18 protein-coding genes and 1 tRNA gene are annotated in these 22,912 nt (G+C 60.3%); 13 read left to right on the forward strand and 6 right to left on the reverse strand.

Going from position 1 to position 22,912, the window contains the following annotated elements; translation table 11 throughout:
• Positions 1–16: 16 nt before the first annotated feature.
• Positions 17–93: transfer RNA gene (locus FHS54_RS13485), tRNA-Met, on the forward strand.
• Between the two features lie 1,018 nt (positions 94–1,111).
• Here FHS54_RS13485 and FHS54_RS13490 read toward each other — a convergent pair.
• A complete protein-coding gene (locus FHS54_RS13490) occupies positions 1,112–2,467 on the reverse strand; it encodes a spinster family MFS transporter (protein ID WP_167304513.1) in 1,356 nt (451 codons plus the stop codon).
• An 80-nt stretch (positions 2,468–2,547) separates the two neighbouring features.
• Positions 2,548–5,526 (reverse strand): TonB-dependent receptor, encoded by a 2,979-nt coding sequence (locus FHS54_RS13495; RefSeq protein ID WP_208405010.1) that lies wholly within the window; start codon positions 5,524–5,526, stop codon positions 2,548–2,550.
• Between the two features lie 179 nt (positions 5,527–5,705).
• Here FHS54_RS13495 and FHS54_RS13500 point away from each other — a divergent pair, with 179 nt between their 5' ends.
• The 8 genes from FHS54_RS13500 to FHS54_RS13535 all read left to right on the forward strand — a co-directional run bounded on the left by FHS54_RS13500 (position 5,706) and on the right by FHS54_RS13535 (position 12,263).
• Positions 5,706–6,281 carry a sigma-70 family RNA polymerase sigma factor gene (locus FHS54_RS13500; RefSeq protein WP_167304515.1) on the forward strand — a complete coding sequence of 192 codons (576 nt, stop codon included), beginning with the start codon at positions 5,706–5,708 and terminating at the stop codon, positions 6,279–6,281.
• On the forward strand, positions 6,278–7,171 hold the full coding sequence (locus tag FHS54_RS13505; RefSeq protein ID WP_167304517.1) for a FecR family protein: 894 nt from the start codon (positions 6,278–6,280) through the stop codon (positions 7,169–7,171). The genes FHS54_RS13500 and FHS54_RS13505 overlap by 4 nt, the downstream gene beginning before the upstream one ends.
• Positions 7,172–7,325: 154 nt before the next feature.
• Complete coding sequence (locus FHS54_RS13510; protein ID WP_167304519.1) at positions 7,326–8,195, forward strand: cupredoxin domain-containing protein; 870 nt, start codon at positions 7,326–7,328, stop codon at positions 8,193–8,195.
• Complete coding sequence (locus FHS54_RS13515; RefSeq protein ID WP_167304521.1) at positions 8,195–9,913, forward strand: cytochrome c oxidase subunit I; 1,719 nt, start codon at positions 8,195–8,197, stop codon at positions 9,911–9,913. Before FHS54_RS13510 ends, FHS54_RS13515 begins: the two co-directional genes overlap by 1 nt.
• Positions 9,910–10,503 carry a cytochrome c oxidase subunit 3 gene (locus FHS54_RS13520; RefSeq protein ID WP_167304523.1) on the forward strand — a complete coding sequence of 198 codons (594 nt, stop codon included), beginning with the start codon at positions 9,910–9,912 and terminating at the stop codon, positions 10,501–10,503. Before FHS54_RS13515 ends, FHS54_RS13520 begins: the two co-directional genes overlap by 4 nt.
• A 27-nt stretch (positions 10,504–10,530) precedes the next feature.
• The gene (locus tag FHS54_RS13525; protein ID WP_167304525.1) at positions 10,531–11,223 is read left to right on the forward strand and encodes a heme-copper oxidase subunit III family protein; all 693 of its coding nucleotides are present in this window, start codon (positions 10,531–10,533) and stop codon (positions 11,221–11,223) included.
• A 5-nt stretch (positions 11,224–11,228) separates the two neighbouring features.
• Entirely contained in the window at positions 11,229–11,582 is a 354-nt protein-coding gene (locus FHS54_RS13530; protein WP_167304527.1) for a cytochrome C oxidase subunit IV family protein, read from the forward strand.
• Between the two features lie 3 nt (positions 11,583–11,585).
• Positions 11,586–12,263: a c-type cytochrome gene (locus FHS54_RS13535; protein WP_167304529.1), complete on the forward strand. Its 678-nt coding sequence runs from the start codon at positions 11,586–11,588 to the stop codon at positions 12,261–12,263.
• A gap of 39 nt (positions 12,264–12,302) precedes the next feature.
• On the opposite strand, the gene FHS54_RS13540 is transcribed toward FHS54_RS13535, so the two are convergent.
• The 3 genes from FHS54_RS13540 to FHS54_RS13550 form a co-directional block, all read right to left on the reverse strand.
• The gene (locus FHS54_RS13540) at positions 12,303–13,103 is read right to left on the reverse strand and encodes a DUF2189 domain-containing protein (protein ID WP_167304531.1); all 801 of its coding nucleotides are present in this window, start codon (positions 13,101–13,103) and stop codon (positions 12,303–12,305) included.
• A gap of 224 nt (positions 13,104–13,327) precedes the next feature.
• Positions 13,328–14,191 (reverse strand): OmpA family protein, encoded by an 864-nt coding sequence (locus tag FHS54_RS13545; protein ID WP_167304533.1) that lies wholly within the window; start codon positions 14,189–14,191, stop codon positions 13,328–13,330.
• A gap of 511 nt (positions 14,192–14,702) precedes the next feature.
• A complete protein-coding gene (locus tag FHS54_RS13550) occupies positions 14,703–15,359 on the reverse strand; it encodes a TetR family transcriptional regulator (protein WP_167304535.1) in 657 nt (218 codons plus the stop codon).
• Between the two features lie 218 nt (positions 15,360–15,577).
• Here FHS54_RS13550 and galA point away from each other — a divergent pair, with 218 nt between their 5' ends.
• From galA to FHS54_RS13570, 4 genes are all read left to right on the forward strand, one after another.
• Complete coding sequence (galA, locus tag FHS54_RS13555; RefSeq protein ID WP_167304537.1) at positions 15,578–18,469, forward strand: beta-galactosidase GalA; 2,892 nt, start codon at positions 15,578–15,580, stop codon at positions 18,467–18,469.
• A gap of 17 nt (positions 18,470–18,486) precedes the next feature.
• Complete coding sequence (locus FHS54_RS13560; RefSeq protein WP_167304539.1) at positions 18,487–19,410, forward strand: ThuA domain-containing protein; 924 nt, start codon at positions 18,487–18,489, stop codon at positions 19,408–19,410.
• Between the two features lie 148 nt (positions 19,411–19,558).
• Positions 19,559–19,720 carry a hypothetical protein gene (locus FHS54_RS16670; RefSeq protein WP_167304541.1) on the forward strand — a complete coding sequence of 54 codons (162 nt, stop codon included), beginning with the start codon at positions 19,559–19,561 and terminating at the stop codon, positions 19,718–19,720.
• Between the two features lie 262 nt (positions 19,721–19,982).
• Entirely contained in the window at positions 19,983–20,219 is a 237-nt protein-coding gene (locus FHS54_RS13570; protein WP_167304543.1) for a hypothetical protein, read from the forward strand.
• A 41-nt stretch (positions 20,220–20,260) separates the two neighbouring features.
• On the opposite strand, the gene FHS54_RS13575 is transcribed toward FHS54_RS13570, so the two are convergent.
• Positions 20,261–22,642: a TonB-dependent receptor gene (locus FHS54_RS13575; protein ID WP_425057319.1), complete on the reverse strand. Its 2,382-nt coding sequence runs from the start codon at positions 22,640–22,642 to the stop codon at positions 20,261–20,263.
• Positions 22,643–22,912 lie beyond the last annotated feature (270 nt).

Genomic DNA, 22,912 nt, shown 5'->3' on the forward strand with positions numbered 1-22,912 from the left:
CTTTTGCCTTTGGTGACGCGGGATGGAGCAGCCCGGTAGCTCGTCAGGCTCATAACCTGAAGGTCGCAGGTTCAAATCCTGCTCCCGCAACCAACAACACCACAACGAAAGCCTCAGTCCCACAAGACTGAGGCTTTCGTGCGTGCTACCCCCCCATCACACCAAAACCACTTCCAACCGCCTAAAACGTCCGCCAACAGGCCGCCAATGCAGCTTCAACGTTGCGCTCATATACCAGCAGCGGCGGGTGAACCTGGGCCGTCGGCGCTCTCCCGCTCAACATGGCCGTCTTCAGGGAGAGAATGCCCCCGATAGCGCCTTATCAATTGAGGGCCGCATTTCGGTGTTCCGGCTCCTACCTCAAGGTCGCAACGGCCCAAGGCACAGTAATCGTTGCCAGTTTGAGCGGAGAGCAGGGATGGGTATGGATTGACTAGCAGAAGCGCGAGTTGGTGGCAGCAGTTTCAGCCGCCGGGCGCGAATGTGGCGTGCGGATCTATGAATGAACGAGATCTGCAGATCTCGGTCGATTTGACCGAGATGCGGGTGTAGCCCCCGTGCGAAGCGCAGGCCTCATGCTGACGCGGACTGGGTTCATCAATTCAGATTTCCACGGCGACCATCATTTTTCCGTCCGCTTCGGCTTTTTCGCGCCCGCAGACCACAAGTCAAACCGCCGTCATCGGTCTGGCGCTGACAGGCGCGCGCGTCGCTTAGTGGCGCGGACAATGGTCACGCCGTGGAGGACGCAGCGACGTCCTTGCGCGCTAATCGCCCCCGGGGTGATGCTGCTGTCTTGTCCCCAAGCGTGACTGTTGCGACTTGCGCAGTTCCGAGGAGTTGGGCGCACTGCCGACCAACCATTCCGCGTGTCATGCGCTTCACCGCTGCTGCGTCGCACGGCGCGGCGATCCCCGCTCTATACCTGAAGGCTATCAGCCTCCGCGCTCAATAATGTGTCGATGCACAAGCCTCCGCACCGACGCACCGATCTGAAAATTGGCTAAAAAGCTGATGCGGTCTGCGCATCACGATAGAGCCATACTCATGCGGGGGTCGCCCACGCCGTCACGTCATAGACCACCAGAAAACTAATGCCCTCTCCACCGACTCATGCGGCCTGCGCGGTCGCCAGTTCGCCATAAGTGCGGCATCCCGCGAAGGCTATGACGGCGGCGGTGGTGCTGGCGATCGCGGCAACCGATGCCAGCGGCAGGGCGATGTTGCCGCTGCCGCCGAAAAACAAGCTGTCGAGTAGCGGGATAATCGCCGATCCCGCGGTGAGGCCGATCAGCGCATTGGCGAGGAGGAATAGCGCCGAATTGGTCGCGCGCATGCGGGGGGGCGTGGCCAGTTGCAGCGCGGCTACGGAACAGCCGAAATAGGAATTGAAGAAAAAACAGGCTGGCGCGAACATTAACAGCACCGACCATTGTGACGGCATCAGCGGCGCAAGTGTCGCTGGGATTGCGGTTCCTGCGGCGGCCAGGGCGACAACCCGCAGATTGGCGTCCTGTCGTCCGCGCAATGCCATCCGTTCGGACAGCAGTCCTCCAGACACAGTTCCAGCGCTTCCCAATATCAGGAAAATAAAGCCCAGATATCGTCCGGCTTCACCCGGAGACAGGCCGAAATTGCGGATCAGCAGCGAAGGATACCAGGCCGTCATGCCATAGCCCATGACGCCGAGCAGGCAGGAGGAAACATATATGCTGGCAAAAACCTTTGGGTTGCGGGCGAAATGGCCGAACATCGCGCGCAGGCCAATGTCCGCTGCTTTTGGCTGATGGCCCATCGCTATCATCGCTGGCGTCTGGTTCCTGCCACGGGGTGGCTCCCGGACCAATGCGACCAGGACCGCGACGATAATGCCGGGACTGGCGACGATCAGAAAGCTGGCCTGCCACGATCGCATCGTGCCGAACATGCCAAGGCTGACGGTTTCGCGCGCACCGATGAGGTCGATCACGGCGCCGCCGATCATCAGCGCCAGCCCGCCGCCGATGGTGATGCCCAATGTATAGATGGCCATCGCTCGCGCCAGTTTGTGCCGGGGATAGGCGTCGCTGAGGAAGGAGTGCGCCGAAGGAGACAGCGTAGCTTCCCCCATGCCTACCGCCATGCGCGCGGCGAACAGCATCGGATAATTGCTGGCTAGGCCGCACAGGGCGGTCGCCGCGCTCCAGAACGCGACCCCGACGGTGATGATCCACTTGCGCGGCCAGCGGTCGGCCAGCAAGCCTACCGGCACGCCCAAAATGGCATAGAGCAGCGCGAAAGCCATCCCCTGCAAAAGGCCCATTTGCAAGTCGCTGATGTCAAGGTCGCGCCGGATCGGGTCGACCATCAAGCTGAGGATCTGGCGATCGACGAAGGACAGCACATAGGCGAGCAGAAATGCCGCCAGTGCATAATTGGCCTGCCGGTTGGATAATCCCTGGCCCTCGGAGCCATAAGCCTTGGACAAGCTATTCCATTCCTTTCCTGTGCGACAGGCCGATTGAGCCGGGGAATATGTCCCCGGCCCGTTGGATCAAGTGGTGAAGATCAGAATCCCTGCTTCAACCCGACGGAGATAACGCGACCGCGTGGATCGTGCACGATTGGATCGAAACCAAGGTTAAGCTGCGCCAAGGGTGGGTCGCGATCGAAAATATTGACCGCCCCGACACTGATCTGGGTCGATCCCAGACCCAGAAGTCCGTCCAGAGACAGGCTATATTCAACGTCGAACGTGTTCTGCGATTTGATCCGGGTCTGGGTGATGCCGGTGCGATCATTGTCATAGCCGCAGACATAGTGACCCAGCACTGTCAGGCGGTGCGCATCCTTCTGCCAAGACAGTCCATATTCCACCCGGTCACGCGGCAATGAACGGCCCAGATTGTTGAAGTTCACACTGTTGACCCCGTCAAGCACGGCCGATCCCGGCGCGAGGCGGATGTCATATTTGCTGATATGCGTCCATGCCGCGTTGACGTTGAACGTGCCGATATCGGTATCCAGCGTGTAGCGGGCGGTGACGTCGATGCCCTGGGTCTTTACCGACGAGGCGTTGATGAAGCTGAGGCGGACGAGTTGCAACGTGCCGTTGATGTCGCGGACTACGCGGGACTGTGCTTCAGTGCCGGTTAGACCGCCTGCGGTATCCGCCAGCGCCTGGTTGATGATGGCCTGGGCGTTTTCCTTGACGATCAGGTCCTTATATTTGAAGCTGTAGAAATCGATCCCCAGTTCAAGCCCGCGCACAGGCCGCAGCGTGGCACCGAGATTATAGTTGGTCGATTTTTCCGGGTCCAGATTGGGGTTGCCGAAGGTCTGGGTGTTGACGAAGACAAAGGTGCCCCCGTCACTGACCGACGGTTGAGCCGACTGGACCGCCACCTGCTGATAGACGGACGGCGCGCGGAAGGCTTTGCCAAAGGACGCCCGCAGAGAGACTTCATCGATCGGTCGAGCCAACAGGCCGATTTTCGGGCTGAAATTGCCAAAGCTGTGGAGATATTTTTCATAGCGTCCAGAGATTTGGGCTTCCACCCGATCGCCAAACGGCACCTTCAACTCACCAAAGGCAGAGATATTTTCCTGATCGCCGGAAAAGTCGGGTGCCTGCCCCAGGGTGATAAGCTCGCCTGCGTTGACGAGGTCGCCCCAGTCATGACGGAAGGTGCTGCGGCGATATTGGACGCCAAAGGCCGCCGCGATGGTGCCGCCCGAATAGTCGAACAAATTGCCGGTGATCACGCCGTCAGCCGTGAAGAGGCTGGTTTTTCCGCGCAGGTCGGAATAGCCGATCAGGCTGCGGATAAGCTCAGGGCTGTTGGCTGTGCCGGTTCCGGTCGTCGCCGACCCGAACGGATTATAATATTGGCACGGTCCGACCCCCGGCGTGCCCGTGGCCGGGTCGCATCCAGCGCCGCCCAATCCATTGAGCGCATTGTTCAAAGCGGACGCGATCGTGTCGGGCTTGTTATAGCGCGCTTTCTGCTGACTGTAGGTGGCGTTGGTCGCCCATTGCCAGCTGCCGCCAAGGGGACCTTCCAGGCCACCGGCGAAGCGGAATGTGTCATAGTTGAACGTCGCGATAGACGGGCCGTAGCTGGACCCCAGCAATCGCCCACGGAAACGGACATCCTCACCAAAGGGATTGTCGGGATGGCTGGCGGGAACGACCGGCGTCACCGCCAGGATGGGAAAGGATGGCGAGGATGTCGTCACCGAATAGGTGTTGGCATAACCCGCTTCAAGATTAAGCGTGACCGCGTCGCTCAGCGGCATATTGAAAGTTGAAAAGATCTGCGCCCGCCGTTCCTTGGGGATCAGATCGAAGAAATCGGAAAAGTCGAAACGGCAAAAGCTGTCTGCGGGCGAGTTCATGTAGCTGTCGGGAAAGGCGGCATTGGTGCAGTCGGGGTCGGGTACGAAGCTGTTCTGGGACGGCACGAAATAAGAGCCGGGCTGCCCAAAGCTGGATACCGAATGCCAGGCTGGGCGTCCGAAGGTCCGCGCGCGCGAAAAGCTGCGTTCATTGGTCGCCAGCCGGGTGCTTTCATAATAGGAGGCAGCGACCACGAGGTCACCCTGACCGATCTTGAAACCGGCAATGCCTTCCAGATTATATTGCTGCGCGCCGTCCATGAAATTCATGCGGCCTGAAATTTCCGGGCGGTCGACGGATTTGCGCGTGATGAAGTTGACGACGCCGGCCACGGCATCCGACCCATAGGTCGCGGCGGCACCATCCTTCACCACTTCTACCCGCTGGAGCGCGATCAGCGGCATGATCGAATTGATGTCGGTGAAGGTGCTGCCATCCGTCGCCGCAACGGCGCTCAACGTCTGGCGGCGGCCATTGACCAGCACCAATGTCGACCCCAGGCCCAGATTGCGCAGGTTGAACTGTGCGGTGCCGGATGTCAGCGGCTGGTTAAGCTGGTCGATCTGGGCTTCCGAACCGGCGTTGGCGGGCAGGATGCGGACCAGGTCCGACGCATTGGTTATGCCCCGCGCCTGCAGCGTGCTGCTGTCGATGACGCTAAGCGGCGTGGCGGTGGAGGACTGACGGATCAGCGAGCCGGTGACGACGATGTCCTGGGATCCGGGCTGGCTTTCGTCCTGACTGGCGGTCGGAAGGGTCGCGACCGGCGGCGCTTCCTGTTGGGATGGCGTAAAGGCACTGATATCAACCGGCCCCGGAACATCCGCGCGGCGCAGCACGATCACATCGGGGCCTACGCTGATCGCGCGCAGGCCGCTATTGGCCAGCAGCCGGTCAAGCGCGGTGGATGCTACGAAACTTCCCTTCAGCGAACGGGCAATCTTGCCCGACACGTCCTTGCCGGAAAAAAGGATCTGCACGCCCGATTGGCGCGCAAAGGTTTTGAGCGCCGTGTCGAGCGGCTGTGCTTCGATGAAGAAGCTGCGCGGCGTCTGATGCACCTGCGCGGCGGCGGCCCCATATGGCATGGCGGCGGCGGTGACCAGCGCAACACTGGCGCACAGGGCCAGCTTTCGAAAGCTCTTCATATTGTCCCCTCTCCATTTTTGTGCGGATCATTGTCCCCACATTCTTGATCTATTGAAGAGGACGCGGCCCAATGCACAATCCGCAATCCCAGCAGCAATTTTTTTCAGCGCCCCCTTTCCGGGAACGAAGATTGACTGCGCCACGGACTTGACCGATGCTTGGCAGCAGGGAGAGCATAGTGTCGGGGCATATGATGACGCCTGCTGAGCGCGTAAGCCCGACGATCACGGATGAAAATCCTGTCGTCGTGTCCTATATGGCCGAAGCCACCAGGCAATATGCCCGGATCATGCGTTTCGTCCGTGGCCGTTTCCACGTTGGCGATGAAGCCAATGACATCGTTCAGGATGCCTATACCCGGCTGGCGCAAACGGCGGAACGAACGCCGATCCGCGACGCGACAGGCTTTTTGCATGTGGCCGCCACCAATCTGGTCAAGGACAGGGCGCGCCAGTTCACGGTGCGCCACCGATGGGAACGCGACATCCCCGCGATGGACGTCGCCAGTCCCGAACCTTCGGCGGAACGGGCAATGATCGCGCGCCAGCAACTGCAAATCATTGAACGGGCGCTGGCGGAATTGCCGGTCAAGCGCCGGGCGGCATTGATGCTGCATCGTATCGATAATCTTCATCAATCGGACATAGCGGAGCGCCTGGGCATCAGCATATCCATGGTCGAAAAACATATCCGCCTGGCATTGGCTCATTGCCGAATGCGGCTGGAAGAAGCCGAAGGAGGGCAGCGGCCATGAATAGGTCCCCCTCATCACCGATGGCGCAACATGATGCCATGCTGCAGGACATGCTGGTTGCCCTGCGCGACAGTTCACCGATGGTCGAAGCGCGCAACTATGTCGATGCGCTGGAGCGGCGTCGGGCCAAATGGCACGCTTTTCGCGAATGGCTGTGGCCGCGCGCATTTGCCGCTGGCATCTGCGCAGCGGCGGCTATCGCCTTCTTCGCCATCTTCCTGCCTGCTCCCCCTTCGGATGAGGTCATCGCTTCGCTGGTCGGTGAGCGCAAGGAGATCGCGTTAGCCGATGGCTCCCATGTGACGCTGGATACTGACAGCGCCGTGTCCGTCCGCCTTGCCGACGACGAAAGGCGGCTGGTCCTGCTGAAGGGGCGCGCCAGTTTCGCGGTCGCACATGATCCGCAACGTCCTTTCCGTGTCACCAGTGGCATGATGACGGTGACCGCCATCGGCACCGATTTCGATGTTTCGGCGGTTGGCAAAGATCGCACGGTCACCTTGGTTCATGGCCGCGTATCGGTCGAGACATCCTATGCCCAGGGACGCCAAAAGCCTCAGCGGACCATGCTTTCGCCCGGCGAGCAGATCACCATGACGGCAGACGGGGCGATGGGACGGCCCACCGCCGTCGATGCCGCCAGCATGACCGCGTGGCGCGAAGGGCGTCTGGAATTTACCCGTGCATCCGTCGCCGATGCCGTCGCTGAGGCCAATCGCTATTCGGCACGCAAGATCCGACTGGTGGATGCGGGATTGGGTTCCAGACAACTCGAAGGCAGTTTCAGGGTCGGACAGATGGACGCGTTTGCAAATGCCCTCTGCGCGTTCTTCGATCTGAAGATCGTGCGACGGACGGATAATGAAATCCTGCTCGGTCCTATGGATTGAGGGGCGTGCAAGTTCGAACAGCATGGCGTGATCGCACCATCTACTTTGCGAACTTTTTCATTATCCGATAGTCTGTTGTCGGATTGTTGCAGAGGCGACTCGCAAGAATGGCCGGGAAAGCGGCCAGGGGCGCCAGCATGATGGGAGAGGGCCTGTGCCGATTGCGGTCGCCATCGCCTTGTTGGTGCTTGGTTCGGTCGCCTTTCATTTGTTCAGTCCCTGGTGGCGCACGCCGCTCGCTTCCAATTGGGGTTCCATCGATTCCGCGCTGGACGTGACGCTGTGGATTTGCGCGGCTGCCTTCATCCTGCTCAACCTGTTCATGGCCTGGGTGCTGGTGCGCTATCGCAACAGGCCGGGGCACAAGGCGCATTATGAGCCGGAAAATGCCACCCTTGAAAAGCGGCTGACATTCTGGACCGCGATCGGCATTGCCGGGATGCTGGCGCCGGGTCTGGTGGCATGGGGCAAATATGTGTCCGTGCCCAAGGAAGCGGCGATCGTCGAGGCGGTCGGGCAACAATGGCAATGGTCGTTCCGCTACCCCGGACCCGACGGCGTGCTGGGGGCGGCGGCGGTCAAATATATCAGTCCCGACAATGTGCTGGGGCTTGATCCGCTCGATCCCTATGGCCGGGACGACCTGTTGGTGGAGGCGGGCGACCTTCATCTGCCGGTGGGCAAGCCGGTGAAGATCGTGCTTCGGTCCAAGGATGTGCTGCACGACTTCTACGTGCCGGAGTTCCGGGCGAAGATGGATCTGGTGCCGGGGATCGTCACCTATTTCTGGATGACGCCGACCAAGGCCGGCACATACGATATACTGTGCGCGGAACTGTGCGGAACCGGCCATCATGAAATGCGCGGCAAGGTGGTGGTGGAAACGCCCAAAGCCTTTGCAGAATGGCAGGCGCAGCAGACGAGCTTTTCGCAAATTCTCGCCGACATGCCTCAGGCAGCCATTTCGATCATGCTGATCAAGGCCAATGCCTGCACCATATCCGCCCCCCGGAGCATTCGCTGATGGCAACGACACTGGCCGACGACCTGCGCCCGCTGCATCATCCCCGCAGCTGGTTGACCAAATATGTCTGGAGCCAGGATCATAAGGTGATCGCGATCCAATATAGCGTGACCGCTATTTTGATCGGGGTGGTCGCGCTCATACTGTCCGCCCTGATGCGTCTGCAGCTTGGCTTCCCCGGACTTTTCCCCTCGATCCAGCCGGACAATTATCTGCAGTTCGTGTCGATGCACGGCATGATCATGGTCGTTTATCTGCTGACCGCGCTGTTGCTGGGAGGGTTCGGCAATTACCTGATCCCGCTGATGGTCGGCGCGCGGGACATGGTGTTCCCCTTCGTCAATATGCTCAGCTACTGGCTCTATCTGCTGTCGGTGATCGTGCTGGTCGCGGGCTTCTTCGTGCCGGGTGGGCCGACGGGCGCTGGCTGGACGCTCTATCCGCCGCAGGCGATTACCGAAGGGACGCCGGGGCATCAGTGGGGCATCGCGACCATGTTGGTCAGCCTGGCCATCTTCGTCGCGGCCTTCACCATGGGCGGCCTAAACTATGTGACCACGGTGCTGCAGGCGCGGACCAAGGGCATGACCTTGATGCGGATGCCGCTGTCGGTGTGGGGCATTTTTACCGCTTCGATCATGGGCCTGCTCGCCTTTCCCGCATTGTTCGTCGCGGCGATCATGATGCTGTTCGACCATTTTGCGGGCACCAGCTTCTTCATGCCGACAATGCAGAGCATGGGTCGCATCACCCCGACGGAGGGGGGAAGCCCGCTGCTGTTTCAGCACCTCTTCTGGTTCTTTGGCCATCCTGAAGTCTATATCGTCGCGCTGCCTGCCTTTGGCATCGTGTCCGACCTGATCAGCGTCCACGCGCGGCGCAACATCTTCGGTTATCGCATGATGGTCTGGGCGATTGTCATCATCGGCGCGCTCAGCTTCGTCGTGTGGGCGCATCATATGTATGTCAGCGGCATGAACCCCTATTTCGGGTTCTTCTTTGCCACATCGACGTTGATCATCGCCATTCCGACCGCGATCAAGGTCTATAACTGGCTGCTGACCCTGTGGCGGGGCAACATCCATATGCGCGTGCCGATGCTGTTCGCCATCGCGTTCATCTTCACCTTCATCCATGGCGGGCTGTCGGGACTGTTCCTGGGGAATGTCAGCGTCGACGTGCCGCTGTCCGACACTTTCTTCGTCGTCGCTCATTTCCATATGGTCATGGGCGTGTCGCCGGTGCTGGTGATATTCGGCGCGATCTATCATTGGTATCCCAAGATTTTCGGGCGGATGTGGAATGAGACGCTGGGCAAGCTCCATTTCTGGATCACCTTCCTGGGCGTCTATGCGATTTTCCTGCCGATGCATTATCTCGGCATTTTGGGGGTGCCGCGGCGCTATTATGCGCTGGGCGAAACGGCGTTCATCCCGGAGTCCGTGCATCTGGCCAATGAATGGATCACCATCGCTGCACTGATCGTGTTCGCCGCGCAGGGGCTATTCTTCTTCAACATGATCTGGAGCCTGTTCCGGGGACCGCGCGCCGACCCCAACCCCTGGGGCGCGGCCAGCCTGGAATGGCTGACGCCGCAAACGCCGCCCGCTCATGGCAATTGGGGGCCGCATCTGCCGGTCGTCTATCGCTGGGCCTATGATTATAGTGTGCCGGGCGCGGCCAGGGATTTCATTCCACAGACCGAGCCGCGCGCATGAGCCTGTTTACGCGCCTTGCCGAAAAAAGCTGGGAGCCGAAGAGCGACAGGGATCTGCCGCCCGACCGTCCATCGGCGGGGGCGGTGGGCCTTTCCGCCTATGTCGCGGTCGCCTGCGTCATGTTCTCGCTGCTGGTGGCGGCCTATGTCATGCGCATGGGGCTGCACAGCGCGATGGGCCATATGGGCAGTGACTGGGTGCCGATGCCCGATCCCCCGCTATTGTGGATCAACAGCGCGGTTCTGGTGGGCAGCAGCATCGCCTGGGAAGTCGCGCGGCGCGCGAGGGCGCAGGGCAGGGCGGTTCGGGCTTCAATCGCAGGCGCGGCGCTGGGGCTGTGCTTCCTCATCGGCCAATGGATGCTGTGGCGCCATTATCAGGCGGCTGGCTATTATCTGGCGGCCAATCCGGCCAATGCCTTTTTCTACCTGCTGACCGCCCTGCACGGGGTGCACATCATGGGCGGGCTGGGCGCGGCGGGGTGGGCGCTGATCGGGGGCAATATCCGCCATATCCGCTTGTGCGCGCTCTATTGGCATTTCCTTCTGGTCATCTGGATATTGCTGGCCGGACTGCTTGTATCGACCTGAAACCCATCGGGAAGGGACTGTATCGCCATGTCTCTGACGACGCCTGATAAACGAGATCGGGAAATCATCACGCCCGCCTTGCGCGATATTGTGTCCGATTGGTCCGCCGACAGGGAAGTGTTTCGCCACACCCATTGGGGCAAGGCGATGATGTGGATTTTCCTGCTGTCTGATACCTTCATCTTCTCCTGCTTCCTGACCGGCTATATGACGATGCGGATGTCGGCCAGCACGCCCTGGCCCAACACGGCGGAGGTTTTCGCCCTGACGATCGGCGGTCAATCCATTCCGCTTGTCCTGATCGCCATCATGACCTTCGTGCTGATCAGTTCCAGCGGCACCATGGCGATGGCCGTGAATTTCGGATATAGGCGCGACCGACGGAAAACCGCTGTGCTGATGCTGCTTACGGCCATCTTCGGCGCGGCCTTCCTTGGCATGCAGGCGTTTGAATGGACCAAGCTGATCCATGAAGGCGTGCGCCCGTGGAGCAACCCCATGGGCGCGCCCCAATTCGGCGCGAGCTTTTTCATGATCACGGGCTTTCACGGGCTGCATGTCAGTTGCGGCGTCATCCTGCTGTTGATCATCGCGTCGAAGGTGGCGCGCGGCCATTATGACCGGACTGGCGACTATAGCGCAGTCGAGATTGCCGGGCTTTACTGGCATTTCGTTGACCTCGTCTGGGTCTTCATCTTCGCCTTTTTCTACCTGTGGTGACCGCCATGAAGCACGACATCCCCGCCGCGCAGTCCGAAACCATCCATGAAGGTGGGCAGCATCCGATCAGCCTGTACCTCAAGGTCTGGGGCTATTTGTTCGTGCTGAGCGCCATGTCCTACATGGTCGATTACATGCAAGTTCAGGGGATCATCCGCTGGACGCTGATCATCCTGTTCATGTTGTTGAAGGCGGGCCTTATCCTGTCGATCTTCATGCATCTGGCGTGGGAAAGGCTGTCGCTGATCTACGCTATCCTCGTGCCGCCGTTGCTGCTGCTGGTGCTGGTGCGGATCATGACGATCGAAGCTGACTATGCCTGGTGGACGCGCGCCATCTTCATGGGCGGAGGGGGTTGAGCCATGATCCGTATGCGCTGGCTGGTCACAGGGTTGTGCGTCGCGGGCGCGGCGACTTCGCTGTGGAGCCTTAACTGGTTCGCCGGGAAGCTATATTCGAGCGCGGAGGCAGGCGGCCTTGCCTATGCACCCGACGACGCGCCCGCGCGCATCGACATGGCGCAAGTGCAGCGGGATTGGCCCGCCAGCCTTGGCGCGCCGGGGGAGGCCAGCCGGGTGATCGCCTGGCGCCATCAGATGCAGGGGAAGTCGCCGATGCCTTCCGCAGGCAGCGCCGCAGGAGCGGTCGCGCCGGTCATGGATCTGGGCACGCTGCTCGCCACCGCCAATCTGGACACGGGCAGGGCCAAGATGCAGCTTTGCGTGAGCTGTCATGACCTGACGCCGGGCGGGCCGAACCGGATCGGCCCCAATTTGTGGGATGTGGTCGGGCGCGGCGTCGGAACCCATGCCGGCTTTGCATATTCGCCCGCGATGAAAGGGCATGGCGGAATATGGGGCTATCGTGACCTGTTCGAATTCCTCGCGTCCCCCGCGCGCAATGTGCCCGGCACAAAGATGAGCTTTGCCGGGCTGCGCAGGCCAGAGGACCGGGCGGCGCTGATCCGATATCTTGCGACATTGGGCGACGGCGCGCCGCCGCTGCCCCCACCGACCCAAAGCGGCGAAGGCACTCCGTAGAGCGCCTTCGAACCGTTCACCCAAGCCTGTATGTTGCTATTACCGCACCACCGCGCGGGTATAGAGATGCCACGTCGCATAGCCCAGCAGCGGCAACACCACAGCCAGTCCGACCAGTCCGGGCAAAGCGCCCAGGATGAGGAGCGCAACCACGATCAGGCCCCAGGCCGCCACCGTCACCGGGTTGTTCCATGCGACGCGGATGGACGTGCGCATCGCGACGCCCCAGTTCACCTTCTTGTCCACGATCATCGGGAAGGAAACCACGCTGATCGCCAGCGCCACGATGGCGAACCCCAGGCCCAGAAGGTTGCCGATGATGATCATGCTCCATCCTTCAGCCGTGCCGAACACCGAATTCAGGAAGGCACCAACCGATGAAACCGCTTCCGGTCCCAATTGACCCACAGTCCATTGATAGGTGAACCAGGCCGCCCCGATCCAGCCCAGGAAGAGCATCGCCGTCACGCTGGTAAGGTCGAACAGCGAAGGCGCGGACGGTCCCCGCACCACATCCAGAAAATGCCGCCAGCGGGAATCCAGCCCCTGTTCGCGCCTGCGCGCCAATTCATAAAAGCCGCTTGCGAGCGGGGGGCTGAACAGCACCGCGCCAGTGAGCAGCGGAAACAGCAGCGGCAATATGGAAACCTGGCTGGCCGCCAATATCGCGAACAGAACGACCAGCGGGTAAATGAGGCCAAGGAAGATCAGATCGCCTCGTTTGGCCTGAAAATCTTCCCATCCCTGCTGCAAGGCGATGCGTAGGTCGTGTAAACCGATCTTGCGAATTTCATATTCATCGCGCGGCGATGTCACGTCGCCTGGATGGGTAATTGCCATGGCGGCTCTCCCTTCGAAGTTCGCCAAGGACGCTACGTTTCATTGCCCTCTGTCGGGACTGGTGCGATGCGGGTTTTTAGACCCCGTCAGGGCATCGTCTCGGCATGAGGAACGCCTCATGGCCAATAGGGGCACGTTACACCTTTCCGACTGCCGCGGGAAGTGGGATGATCCGGGGCGCGCAGCCCAAAACAGCGGGGTGAGCAAAGCCCACCCCGCACGTCTTACAGGCCGTCCAGGCCTTTGCTGACCAGGATGTTCACCGCAACGCGGCGATTCTGTGCCTTGCCTTCTGCGGTGTCATTGCTCGCCAGCGGGTCCGCTTCGGCCATGCCGGTGGGGGTCAGCATGCGATAGGGCTTCCAGCCGCAGGCCTGCTGAAGATAATTGACGACGCGACCGGCCCGCTTTTCGCTCAGCATCTGATTATATTCCTCGTCGCCTGTGGAATCCGTGTAGCCCACGATAAGCAACAGGGCGTTGCTCATTCCCTCGGCGGTGGCTGCGGTGGTGCAGAGGTCATTTTTCGCCTGAGCGGACAGCACTGCCTTGCCGGTGTCGAAATTCACGTTCGTCGTGCTTTTGATATTATACTGGTCGATCTCACCCATGCGACCGCGCAGCGCTTCGGTTGCCGCGGTCTGTTCGTCAAACTGCTGGGCCGTTCCGTTGTGGATCATGGACGCGGTCTTCAGATCCTTGTTCTGAAGCTTGATCTGGCTCGCCACCAGGTCGCCACCTGATTGCAAAGTCTTCACGGTAACCGGCAGGCCGTTAAGCAGCGATGTTGCCGCAAGTCTGCTGCGGTTGAGGCCGAAAAGGCCCTTGCTGGCGCTGATCCGGGTGGCGTCGTTGATGACGATCACGGATTTGGTGCCGTCTTCGGCCGTGACCTGCATCTTGTCGCCGCTGCGCGCGGAAATGATGCCCTTGATCTCTGGCCCCTCGGTGGCTTCGGCGGGCATATATGCGGTCGCCGAAACGTCGGCGCCCGGTGGGTCCTGGGTCTGCGCCGACAGGCTGGTGGATGATACCCCGGACATCAGGGCAAGCATCAGAAGATATTTGCTGTTGGAAATGACATTCATCACGCTACTCCTCGAAAATTCGATCAGTCGGGCCTGTGTTGCCACAGCTTCTCGTCCGACTGCCGCCCGCGTGATGGCGCATTCAGCTGTCAGAACCCCCTCCATTCACTTCGCAAGACGGGCCGCTCATGACGCCGCGAAAAAGCGCCATGAAAGGCCTGCTGTTCAGACTCACCTTTCTGGCACATGAACAGGTCGCTAACCAAGGCGTTTGTGCAGGCAATTGGAGCGCTCCGTGCGACGAAGCGACGCGCGCCGCAACGGGCAACGATACATCTATCCTTGGCCAATAGCCCAATAGCTATTGGGGGGACTGTCCCAATAAATGGCCAGTTGTTCAGGTGGATTGGGAATGATTGTACGGATAGGCAATCTCGCCGGGAAACTTTATCCCTGCGAAACAATCATTTGGCTCGCTTTCATGCCTGGGTCGAACTGCACGATGGATATGTGTGACAACAGCGGTGCCATCGGTGTGCCGGTAACATGCCGAACCGCAGGCCCCACAGCTTTACCAGGCGCTTTGGCCGGAAAATAACAGTTCGACCGCATATTCCGCGAAATCGTCCACTTCCGCCGCGCTAAGTTCGCGGACCGGATCTTCGCTGTTGCGCCACCCCATGATCATGTTGAGCAACAGTTGGGCGACACGTTCCGGGTTCTTGGCTGGGATCCCGGCGTTCGCCGTGCCTCGCCGAATTTCCGCCGCAAGAAAATCCAGCTCATATCGATAGCCAACGTTGTAGAAGAATTTGGCGAAGTCGGGAAATATGGTCGAAGTCTGATCGATCAAGCGGCTAAAATCGCGTATTTCCTTGTCGCCCAAGGCGTGCGCCAGCGTCCGGGCATGCTGGACCATTCTGGTCTTGAAATCATCGCTCAAGCCAACATCATTCCGACTCGCGGTCTTTGCCCAGTGTGCGACGCGATCTTCGATCACGGCCTTTATCAGGGCCTCCTTGGAGCGATACCGAAGATATAATGTCCGTTTGGATATACCGGCTGCGCTCGCGACCGCTTCCATGGAAGTCGCATCATAACCCCGTGCGCGGAACAGCAAGGTGGCGGCTGACAGGATTTCCGTTTCGATCAGATTGGCCTGATCCAGCGTGGGTCGGCCTATTCTACCGGAACGGGGCCGGGCCGGTGATTTCCTGGGCGGTTTCACTATTCTGCCCCCCAAGTATGGCCTGCGAATACGGCCCTATCGAACATCCGCCACCCAGCGTCAATGGGCGGCGGCGGCATTGGTCCGCCAGTTGCGCAAATAAATCGCCGTATCTGTTTACTTTGTCGAACGGTGGGGCAATATGCCCCCCTGATCGAACGCTTCGACAATCTTCCAGTCTGATTTAGGGTCTTAACGGCAGGGCAAAGGGGACGCATGTGACTGATCGATTTGCCGTGACGCGGCGGGCATTTCTCGCGTCGGTGGCCGCAGCGGCGCCAGTTGCCGCCTCGCTTAACCCGTCGCACGCATTTGCAAGGCGCGTTGGCGCAACCTCGCGCGGCGCTGCGTCCATGGGGATGATCCCGCATGAGGGCGCGTCCCTCAATGTCGGCTGGCGTTTCCATCTGGGCGACATCACGCCTCCCCCCATCAAGTTGCATTCGATCGCCTATGTCGCGGCAAAGGCTGGCGGCGCGCGCGGTGCGGCGGCGATCAATTTCGACGACGAAGCCTGGCAGACGGTCGATCTGCCCCATGACTGGGCGATAGAGACGCCGCCCAACAAGTCGGAAAACGCCGCGCAGGGGTATCGCAAGCGCGGCTATGGCTGGTATCGGCGCGACATCACGCTCGACCCCGCTTTGCAGGGGCGGTATCTGGAAATTCAGTTCGGGGCGATTTCCACCAACGCGTCGGTCTGGTTCAACGGGACGCCGGTCGCGCATAACTGGTCGGGCTATAGCGGCTTTACCATCGACATCAGCGCGATGGCCAGCTTTGACGGGAAACCGAACATCCTCGCCGTGCGCGTCGACGCCGACAGCGCGGAAGGCTGGTGGTACGAAGGCGCGGGGATTTATCGCGACGTATGGCTGGTGGACCGTGCGCCGGTCGGGATCGTGACGGACGGCGTTCATGCTGACCCACGGATCGACGATGATGGCAGCTGGCGCGTGCCGGTGACGGCGACGGTCTATTCGATTGAAAAGGCGGGCGCGGACATCGCGATCGTAGCCGACCTGATCGGACCGGACGGATCGGTGGTCGCATCCGCGCAGGAGAAGGGGCAGGCCGCGCCGCTGGAGCAGGCCACCGTCACGACGGAAATGCGCGGGGTCAGGCCGCAGCTCTGGTCGATTGAAACGCCCACGCTCTACACCGTGCGCACGCGCCTGCTGCGCGATGGGAAGGTGGTGGACGAACGCACCACACCTTGCGGTTTCCGCACGATCCGGTTCGACGCGGAAAAGGGATTTTTCCTCAACGGCGTCCCGACGAAGATCAAGGGCGTCTGCCTGCATCAGGATCATGCCGGGGTTGGGGTGGCCGTGCCGCCCGCAATTGTTGAATGGCGCGTGCGTCAGATGAAGGCGATGGGGTGCAACGCGATACGCTGCTCCCATGGCGCGCCGGATGTTGCGCTGCTCGACGTGTGCGACCGGCTGGGCATGCTCGTCATGGATGAGAACCGCAATTTCAACATCAGCCCCGACTATATTGAACAGCTTCAATGGCTGGTGCGACGGGACCGCAACCGTCCCTCGATCATATTGTGGTCGATCTTCAATGAAGAACCGTTGCAGGGCAGCCGCATCGGTTACGAGATGGTGCGCCGCGCGACGGCGGTGGTGAAGGCGCTCGACGACAGCCGTCCGGTCACGGCGGCCATGAACGCAGGCATGTTCACGCCGGTAAATGTCAGCCAGGCGGTCGATGTTGTCGGCTTCAACTATCAGCATCAGACCTATGATCGTTTCCACGCCGCCAATCCCACCATCCCGATGATGAGTTCGGAAGATACAAGCGGGTTCATGACGCGCGGCGAATGGACGACGGACAAAAGCAAAAACATCCGCGCCAGTGACGACAGCGAACATGCCGGGTGGGGACTGTCGCAACGGGCATCGTGGCAGACCATCGACTCGCGCCCCTTCATGGCGGGCGGCTTTGTCTGGACAGGCTTCGACTATCATGGCGAACCGACGCCGCATGTGTGGCCGACCAATTCAAGCTATTTCGGCATATTGGACCTGTGCGGCTTTCCCAAGGCCGCCTTCTTCATCCGCCGCGCGCTGTGGGACAAGGCGCAGGCGCATCTCGACATCCTGCCGCACTGGAACTGGGCGGGGCGCGAGGGGCAGAAGATCCCGGTCATGCTGGCGACCAACCTGGATCAGGTCGAACTACGCTGCAACGGCAAGCTGGTCGGCGAAGGCAAGCCGGACCCATATGAGATGATCAGTTTCGACGTTCCCTACAGCCCCGGCGTGCTCGAAGCGCGCGGGTGGCGCGATGGGAAGGTCGTTGCCACGACGCGGGTGGAAACGACTGGTGTGCCGGTCAAGCTGCGGCTGCGCACCGATCGTGACGAAATGGCCGGGGACGGCGTGGATGCGCAGCCGATCACGATCGAGGCGCTCGATGCGAAGGGCAGGGCGGTGCCGCTCGCCGATCTGGACGTCACCCTTGCCATCACCGGCGGGCGGATCATCGGCGTCGGCAATGGCGATCCGACGTCGCTTGCTTCGTCAAAAGGCCATCAGGTGAAGCTGTTCAACGGTCTGGCGCAAGTGATCGTGCAGACCAACCGTGACGGTGCCGGTCAGTTGTCGCTGCGCGCGACGGCTTCCGGCGTCGGCGGCGCGGCGACCGCGATCAAGGTTCGCCCAGCGTCGATCCGCCATGTCCTGCCGCCGTCCCTGCGCCAGAATGTCGCGGGCTGGCGACAGTCTCCGGTCGTGAAGGACCGGCCGACCGCACTTCCCGACCTGGCCGACAATGACATGAACAGCTGGTCGCCGGTAATTGCGGGAGAAGCGCCTGCGGTCGTGACCGAGGCCGGTTTCACCATGCTGATGACGCGCGTGCCCCTGACCGCCGCGATGACGAAAAGCGGCGGGCTGCTCAAATTCGCGCAGATCAGCGGCAAGGGCGATATCGTGGTAGACGGCGTCATCGTCGCGCGAAAGGCGGATGCCGCTCCCGCGCCGATGGAGGTGAAGATTGCGCCTGGACGCAGCGAGATAGTAGTAGGAACCATCCTGGCAGCGCCTGCCGGATCGGCCGTTGGCCTGTCCGGGCCGGTGTTCCTGGAAACTGGGCAATAATCGGGGGGGATGCAGATATGAAGCGCGCGTTCAAATGGATCGGCGGGACGATCCTCGTCCTGTTCCTGGCGTTCCTGACGCTTTTTATCGTCGGCTTCGGTCCGGCCAATTTTGGGAGGTTGGCGTTCGGCATCGGCCAGACCTACGACGACGTCCCACCGGTTCTGCCGCGCGTTTCGGGCGAGACCGCCGTCCTCATCTTTTCCAAGACCAACGGATATCGCGACGATGCCCAGATCAAGGCGGCCAACCAGGCGTTGGAAGAGATCGCGCGCAAGCGGGGCTGGAGCAGCTTCACCACCGAAAATGGAGCTGTCTTTCAACCCGCCTTGCTTAAGCGTTTCAAGGTCATGGTCTGGAACAGTGTCAGCGGCGACGTACTGACGCCCGCGCAGCGCGATGCTTTCAGGAAATGGATCGAAGCCGGAGGCGGTTTCGTTGCGCTGCATGGTTCGGGCGGCGACCCCAGCTATGCCTGGGACTGGTATGTCAACGACCTGATCGGCGCACAGTTCATCGGCCACACCATGGGACCGCAGTTCCAGAAGGCGACGTTGCACATCGAAGACCGGGATCATCCGGCGACCCGTCATCTGGGGGCAAGCTGGACCCGCACCGACGAATGGTATTCGTTCAAATCCAGCCCGCGCGCCAAGGGCTATCACATCCTCGCTTCGATAGATGAGGGCAGCTATCGACCGGAGATGAAGATGTTTCCCTTCCCCGGATCGTCCGATGTCAGGATGGGGAAGGATCATCCGATGATCTGGACCCATTGTGTGGGCAAGGGGCGTGCATTCTACTCTGCCCTTGGCCACACGCCGGAATCCTATGCCGAACCCGATCATCTCCGCATGATCGACGGCGCGATCAGTTGGGCCGCCGGTCTGGAAGGTCCGCCCTGCGCGGATGAGCGCAGTGCGCAACCTACGGCCCGTTGACGGCTCTTTTGATCAGTTATCCGTCGGTCATTCTCGAATACCCTGCATAATCAGCGTGTGATTTGGTTCACTCAGCCTGACAGGAGGTAGCGCTGAAGTCTGATTCAATTTTCCCGGTGAAGGGAGGCAGGCGACGGCGCGGTTTGATTTGTCGGATTACGAGTGGTCGGCGATCGAGCCTTTGTTGCCAATGATGGCGCACATCTTCAAACTCAATGACTTCAAAGTCGTCGCAACCCGCTATGACAAGCGCGACGACAACTTCTTCGCTTCCGTCCAGCTTGCCTCAATCCGGATATGGCTTGAATAACGAGTCGGTGCCGCTGGAGGAACTCGGACGGGTCATCGCCTTCGAGATTTTGTCCCGTCTTGGTTGCGGAGTTGCCTATGGCGACAGGGTAAAAGGCGACCGTCCGCCTATGACCCTGTGGCGATGCTCAAGGTTCTGGTGCTGGCGCCCAGAACAATGTTGCTGACGCCCGTACCGAGTATGTGATCCGGGCTGAGTTGACTGCGCTTCCTCGGCTTCGACCTGGGTGTGGCGACGACGGACGCCAATAGGATCCACGCCCTTGCCCGGCTTCATCTGGAGGCCGGTGTGCTCGCAGCGGGCGGCGGTCCCCAGGCAGAGCAACACCGCCACTGGAAAGGGCAAGCTTATCCTCCTGGATTTGCGCGATTCACCCTTTGTCTGTGCTCGCGCCGTCGATCGCAACTACCGCCAATCGCCTTTTCGAAAGCACATCAAACAAGAAGGCCGCGCCATGAACATAATGTTCGCGGCGCGGCCAAAATATTCTGTCGAATAATTTGGAGATCCCGCCAGCCAGACCGGCTGACGGGAAGTCCTTTAGAAGCGGAATGTACCGGAAATGCCGAACTCGCGTGGATTTGTAAGGTTCACGACGCGATAGCCGGAGTCATAGACAACGCTTGGATCATCGCTTGCCAGAATCCTGCTGTTCGTAATCCCGATGTTGGTGATCCTGTTCTGATTGAGAAGGTTCCGCACAAATGCGGAGACTTCCCACTTATTCTCTTCACCGCGCAGGCCGACGAAAAGGTTGATCAGCTCACGAGAAGGATAGCGGAAATCCTGCCTCTCAGAGAAGACACTCGGACGATAAGTGATCAACCCGCGAATGAAAGGCTGCACCGGACCCGAACCGAACCGCACTTCGCTGTTCGCCGTCAAGCTGAAGTCAGGAACATCCGCAATGCGCGAGCTGCGGTTACAGTAGCTGACATTGTTAACCCCGCCGAAGGCTGGGTTCGGAATGACGACCGGCAGACCCGTAACCGGGTCAACGGTCGTGCACGGCAACAGGGCGTTCTTATAGCGCGCCTTGACGTAGGACATGCTGACCGAGAAATCCCAGAAGTCCGTCGGTCGGCCCGCGATGGTCGCTTCGATACCCTTTACCGTCGCGTCGCCATTATAGTTGTAGTCGGCAGTCGTATCGATGCCGCCATCGGGCGGACCAACATACACACCGTCGGGAATGCCATCGCCTGTTACGTCGATATTCGTACCCTGATCGGTGGCAATGCCAGTAAAGCGGGAAATATAGTTGTCGAACTTCTGATAGAAGGCAGACACATCAAGCGAAAGTCGGCGATCGAAAAATGCCGTCTTGAAGCCTACTTCGAAGTTATCTGAACGCTCCGGCCTGCTGATCGCCAGGTCCGCGCTGATATTTTGCGGGATGCCAACACCTGCGGTGGACCTGCGGAATGACCGTCCATAGGAAGCATAAACGGTGAGGTCCCTGCTGACCTCATAGGTCAACGACGCCATGCCGGTGAAAGGATGTGCCTTCGTATTGTCATCGATGATCGGCAAAACCCCCACGCCAGGAATGTCGATCGCCGCCGATTGCACCACCGAATCGATCGTGTACCGGCCCGCAGCTTCAAACGTCAGTTGATCGGTCGGCTGGAGCCGTACGCTGCCGGCAAAAGACCAGGTTTTGGCTACGGCCGGAATGTCGATCCTACCCGTCAACGGAGCGATGAAGACAGGCGCAGGAACGCCGGGGAAGCTGACGAGAAAATCAAGTGGCTCGTCAACTGTCGTGGTGCCAGTCTGTATCGTATGGAAGACACCAGCGGTCCAGTTGAAAAAACCTTCATTATTGGAAGACAGGCGAAGTTCTGCCGTATCAACATTATAAGGCGAGCGCACGACTTGGGTCGCGGCGTAGCCAGCAACCGCGTTGCCCGGATCGCGTTCGCCATATTGGGTCAGCAGAGTTTCTTGATGACCGCCGATGAACGCCAGCGTCACCGGTCCAAAGTCATATTTGGCGTCCAGCGTCACTAGATGGCTATGGTTCAGGAACCGGCTGCGACCTTCCGCAAGGGTGAAACGGTCGTCCAGGCCGACCGGGGGATTGCCGATGGCTGGGTTGCCGGCACCGAAAACTTGCGGGTAGAGGCGGTTGTCAGCATTGAGATACTGATACATCACGTTGATGTCGAAGCCTTCGGCCGGCTGGAATGCCACCGACAAACGGGCGCTTTCCGTGCGACTGCGCGAACGATCGCCGCGGGTGATGTTGCGAACCTGGTTCAGGCGGTTTCCATCGACCAGCATGGCAGCCCGGATCGCTATCTTGTCCTGAACGATCGGCAGAGAAACGCCGCCCTGAACGTTATAGCCATCGTCCTCTGTTGCCGTGCCCTGAATAAAACCTTCGATCGTATTCAGGTTGGGACGGCGAGTACGGATGGTAATCGCGCCCGATGGAGCCGTACGGCCACGCAGCGCGCCTTGCGGTCCACGCAGAACTTCAATCTGATCGATGTCGTAGATGGCGGTAAACGCCGTCTGCGCATCTACCGGAACTTCGTTGAAATAGAGATCGACTGCAGGGCCGGTGCCCTGATCGGGATCAAAGGTGACACCGCGCAGTGTTGCAGAGTTGGCGCGGCCATTGTCATTGCGCAGTTCAAGGCCCGGCGCGAGTTGCTGCACATCCTTGATGTCGAAAATTTTGAGCCGTTCGATCTGCTCACCGGTTGCGACGTTGATGCTCATCGGAACGTCTTGAAGGCTCTGCGCACGACGCGTCGCTGTTACGATGATCTCGGTTGCGGGCTGATTGGCGCCCGTGCTCAGGTTGTCCGTAGCGGCTGGAGCATTCTGCGCCAAAGCGGCACTGGACAATGCCGTCGCGCCGACGGTTGCCAGCAGTAGCGCAGAGCTATAACGGAAATTTCCCCTCATCATTTTCTCCCATATTGATGTTATTTATCCGACGTGGGTGTCTATTATGGATGCGCTTGTCAAGCGCTTGCCACCGCTTGTTCGACCAGAGTGACATCTTTGCCACGGCACCGTTCAGCCCTCCAAGGGCCGATGCCCCATTTGCGCGTGAGAATATTGGTCCTCGACCGCGGAATCATGGTGCCACGACCGCAGCCTGCGTCTCCCGCCGCTTCCTTCGCACCACGGATGACGGTCGCGAAAATGGGCTGGATATATCGGGAACGGCGGCAA

It is taken from the genome of Sphingobium vermicomposti, assembly GCF_011762025.1.
GTDB classification, from domain to species: domain Bacteria; phylum Pseudomonadota; class Alphaproteobacteria; order Sphingomonadales; family Sphingomonadaceae; genus Sphingobium; species Sphingobium vermicomposti.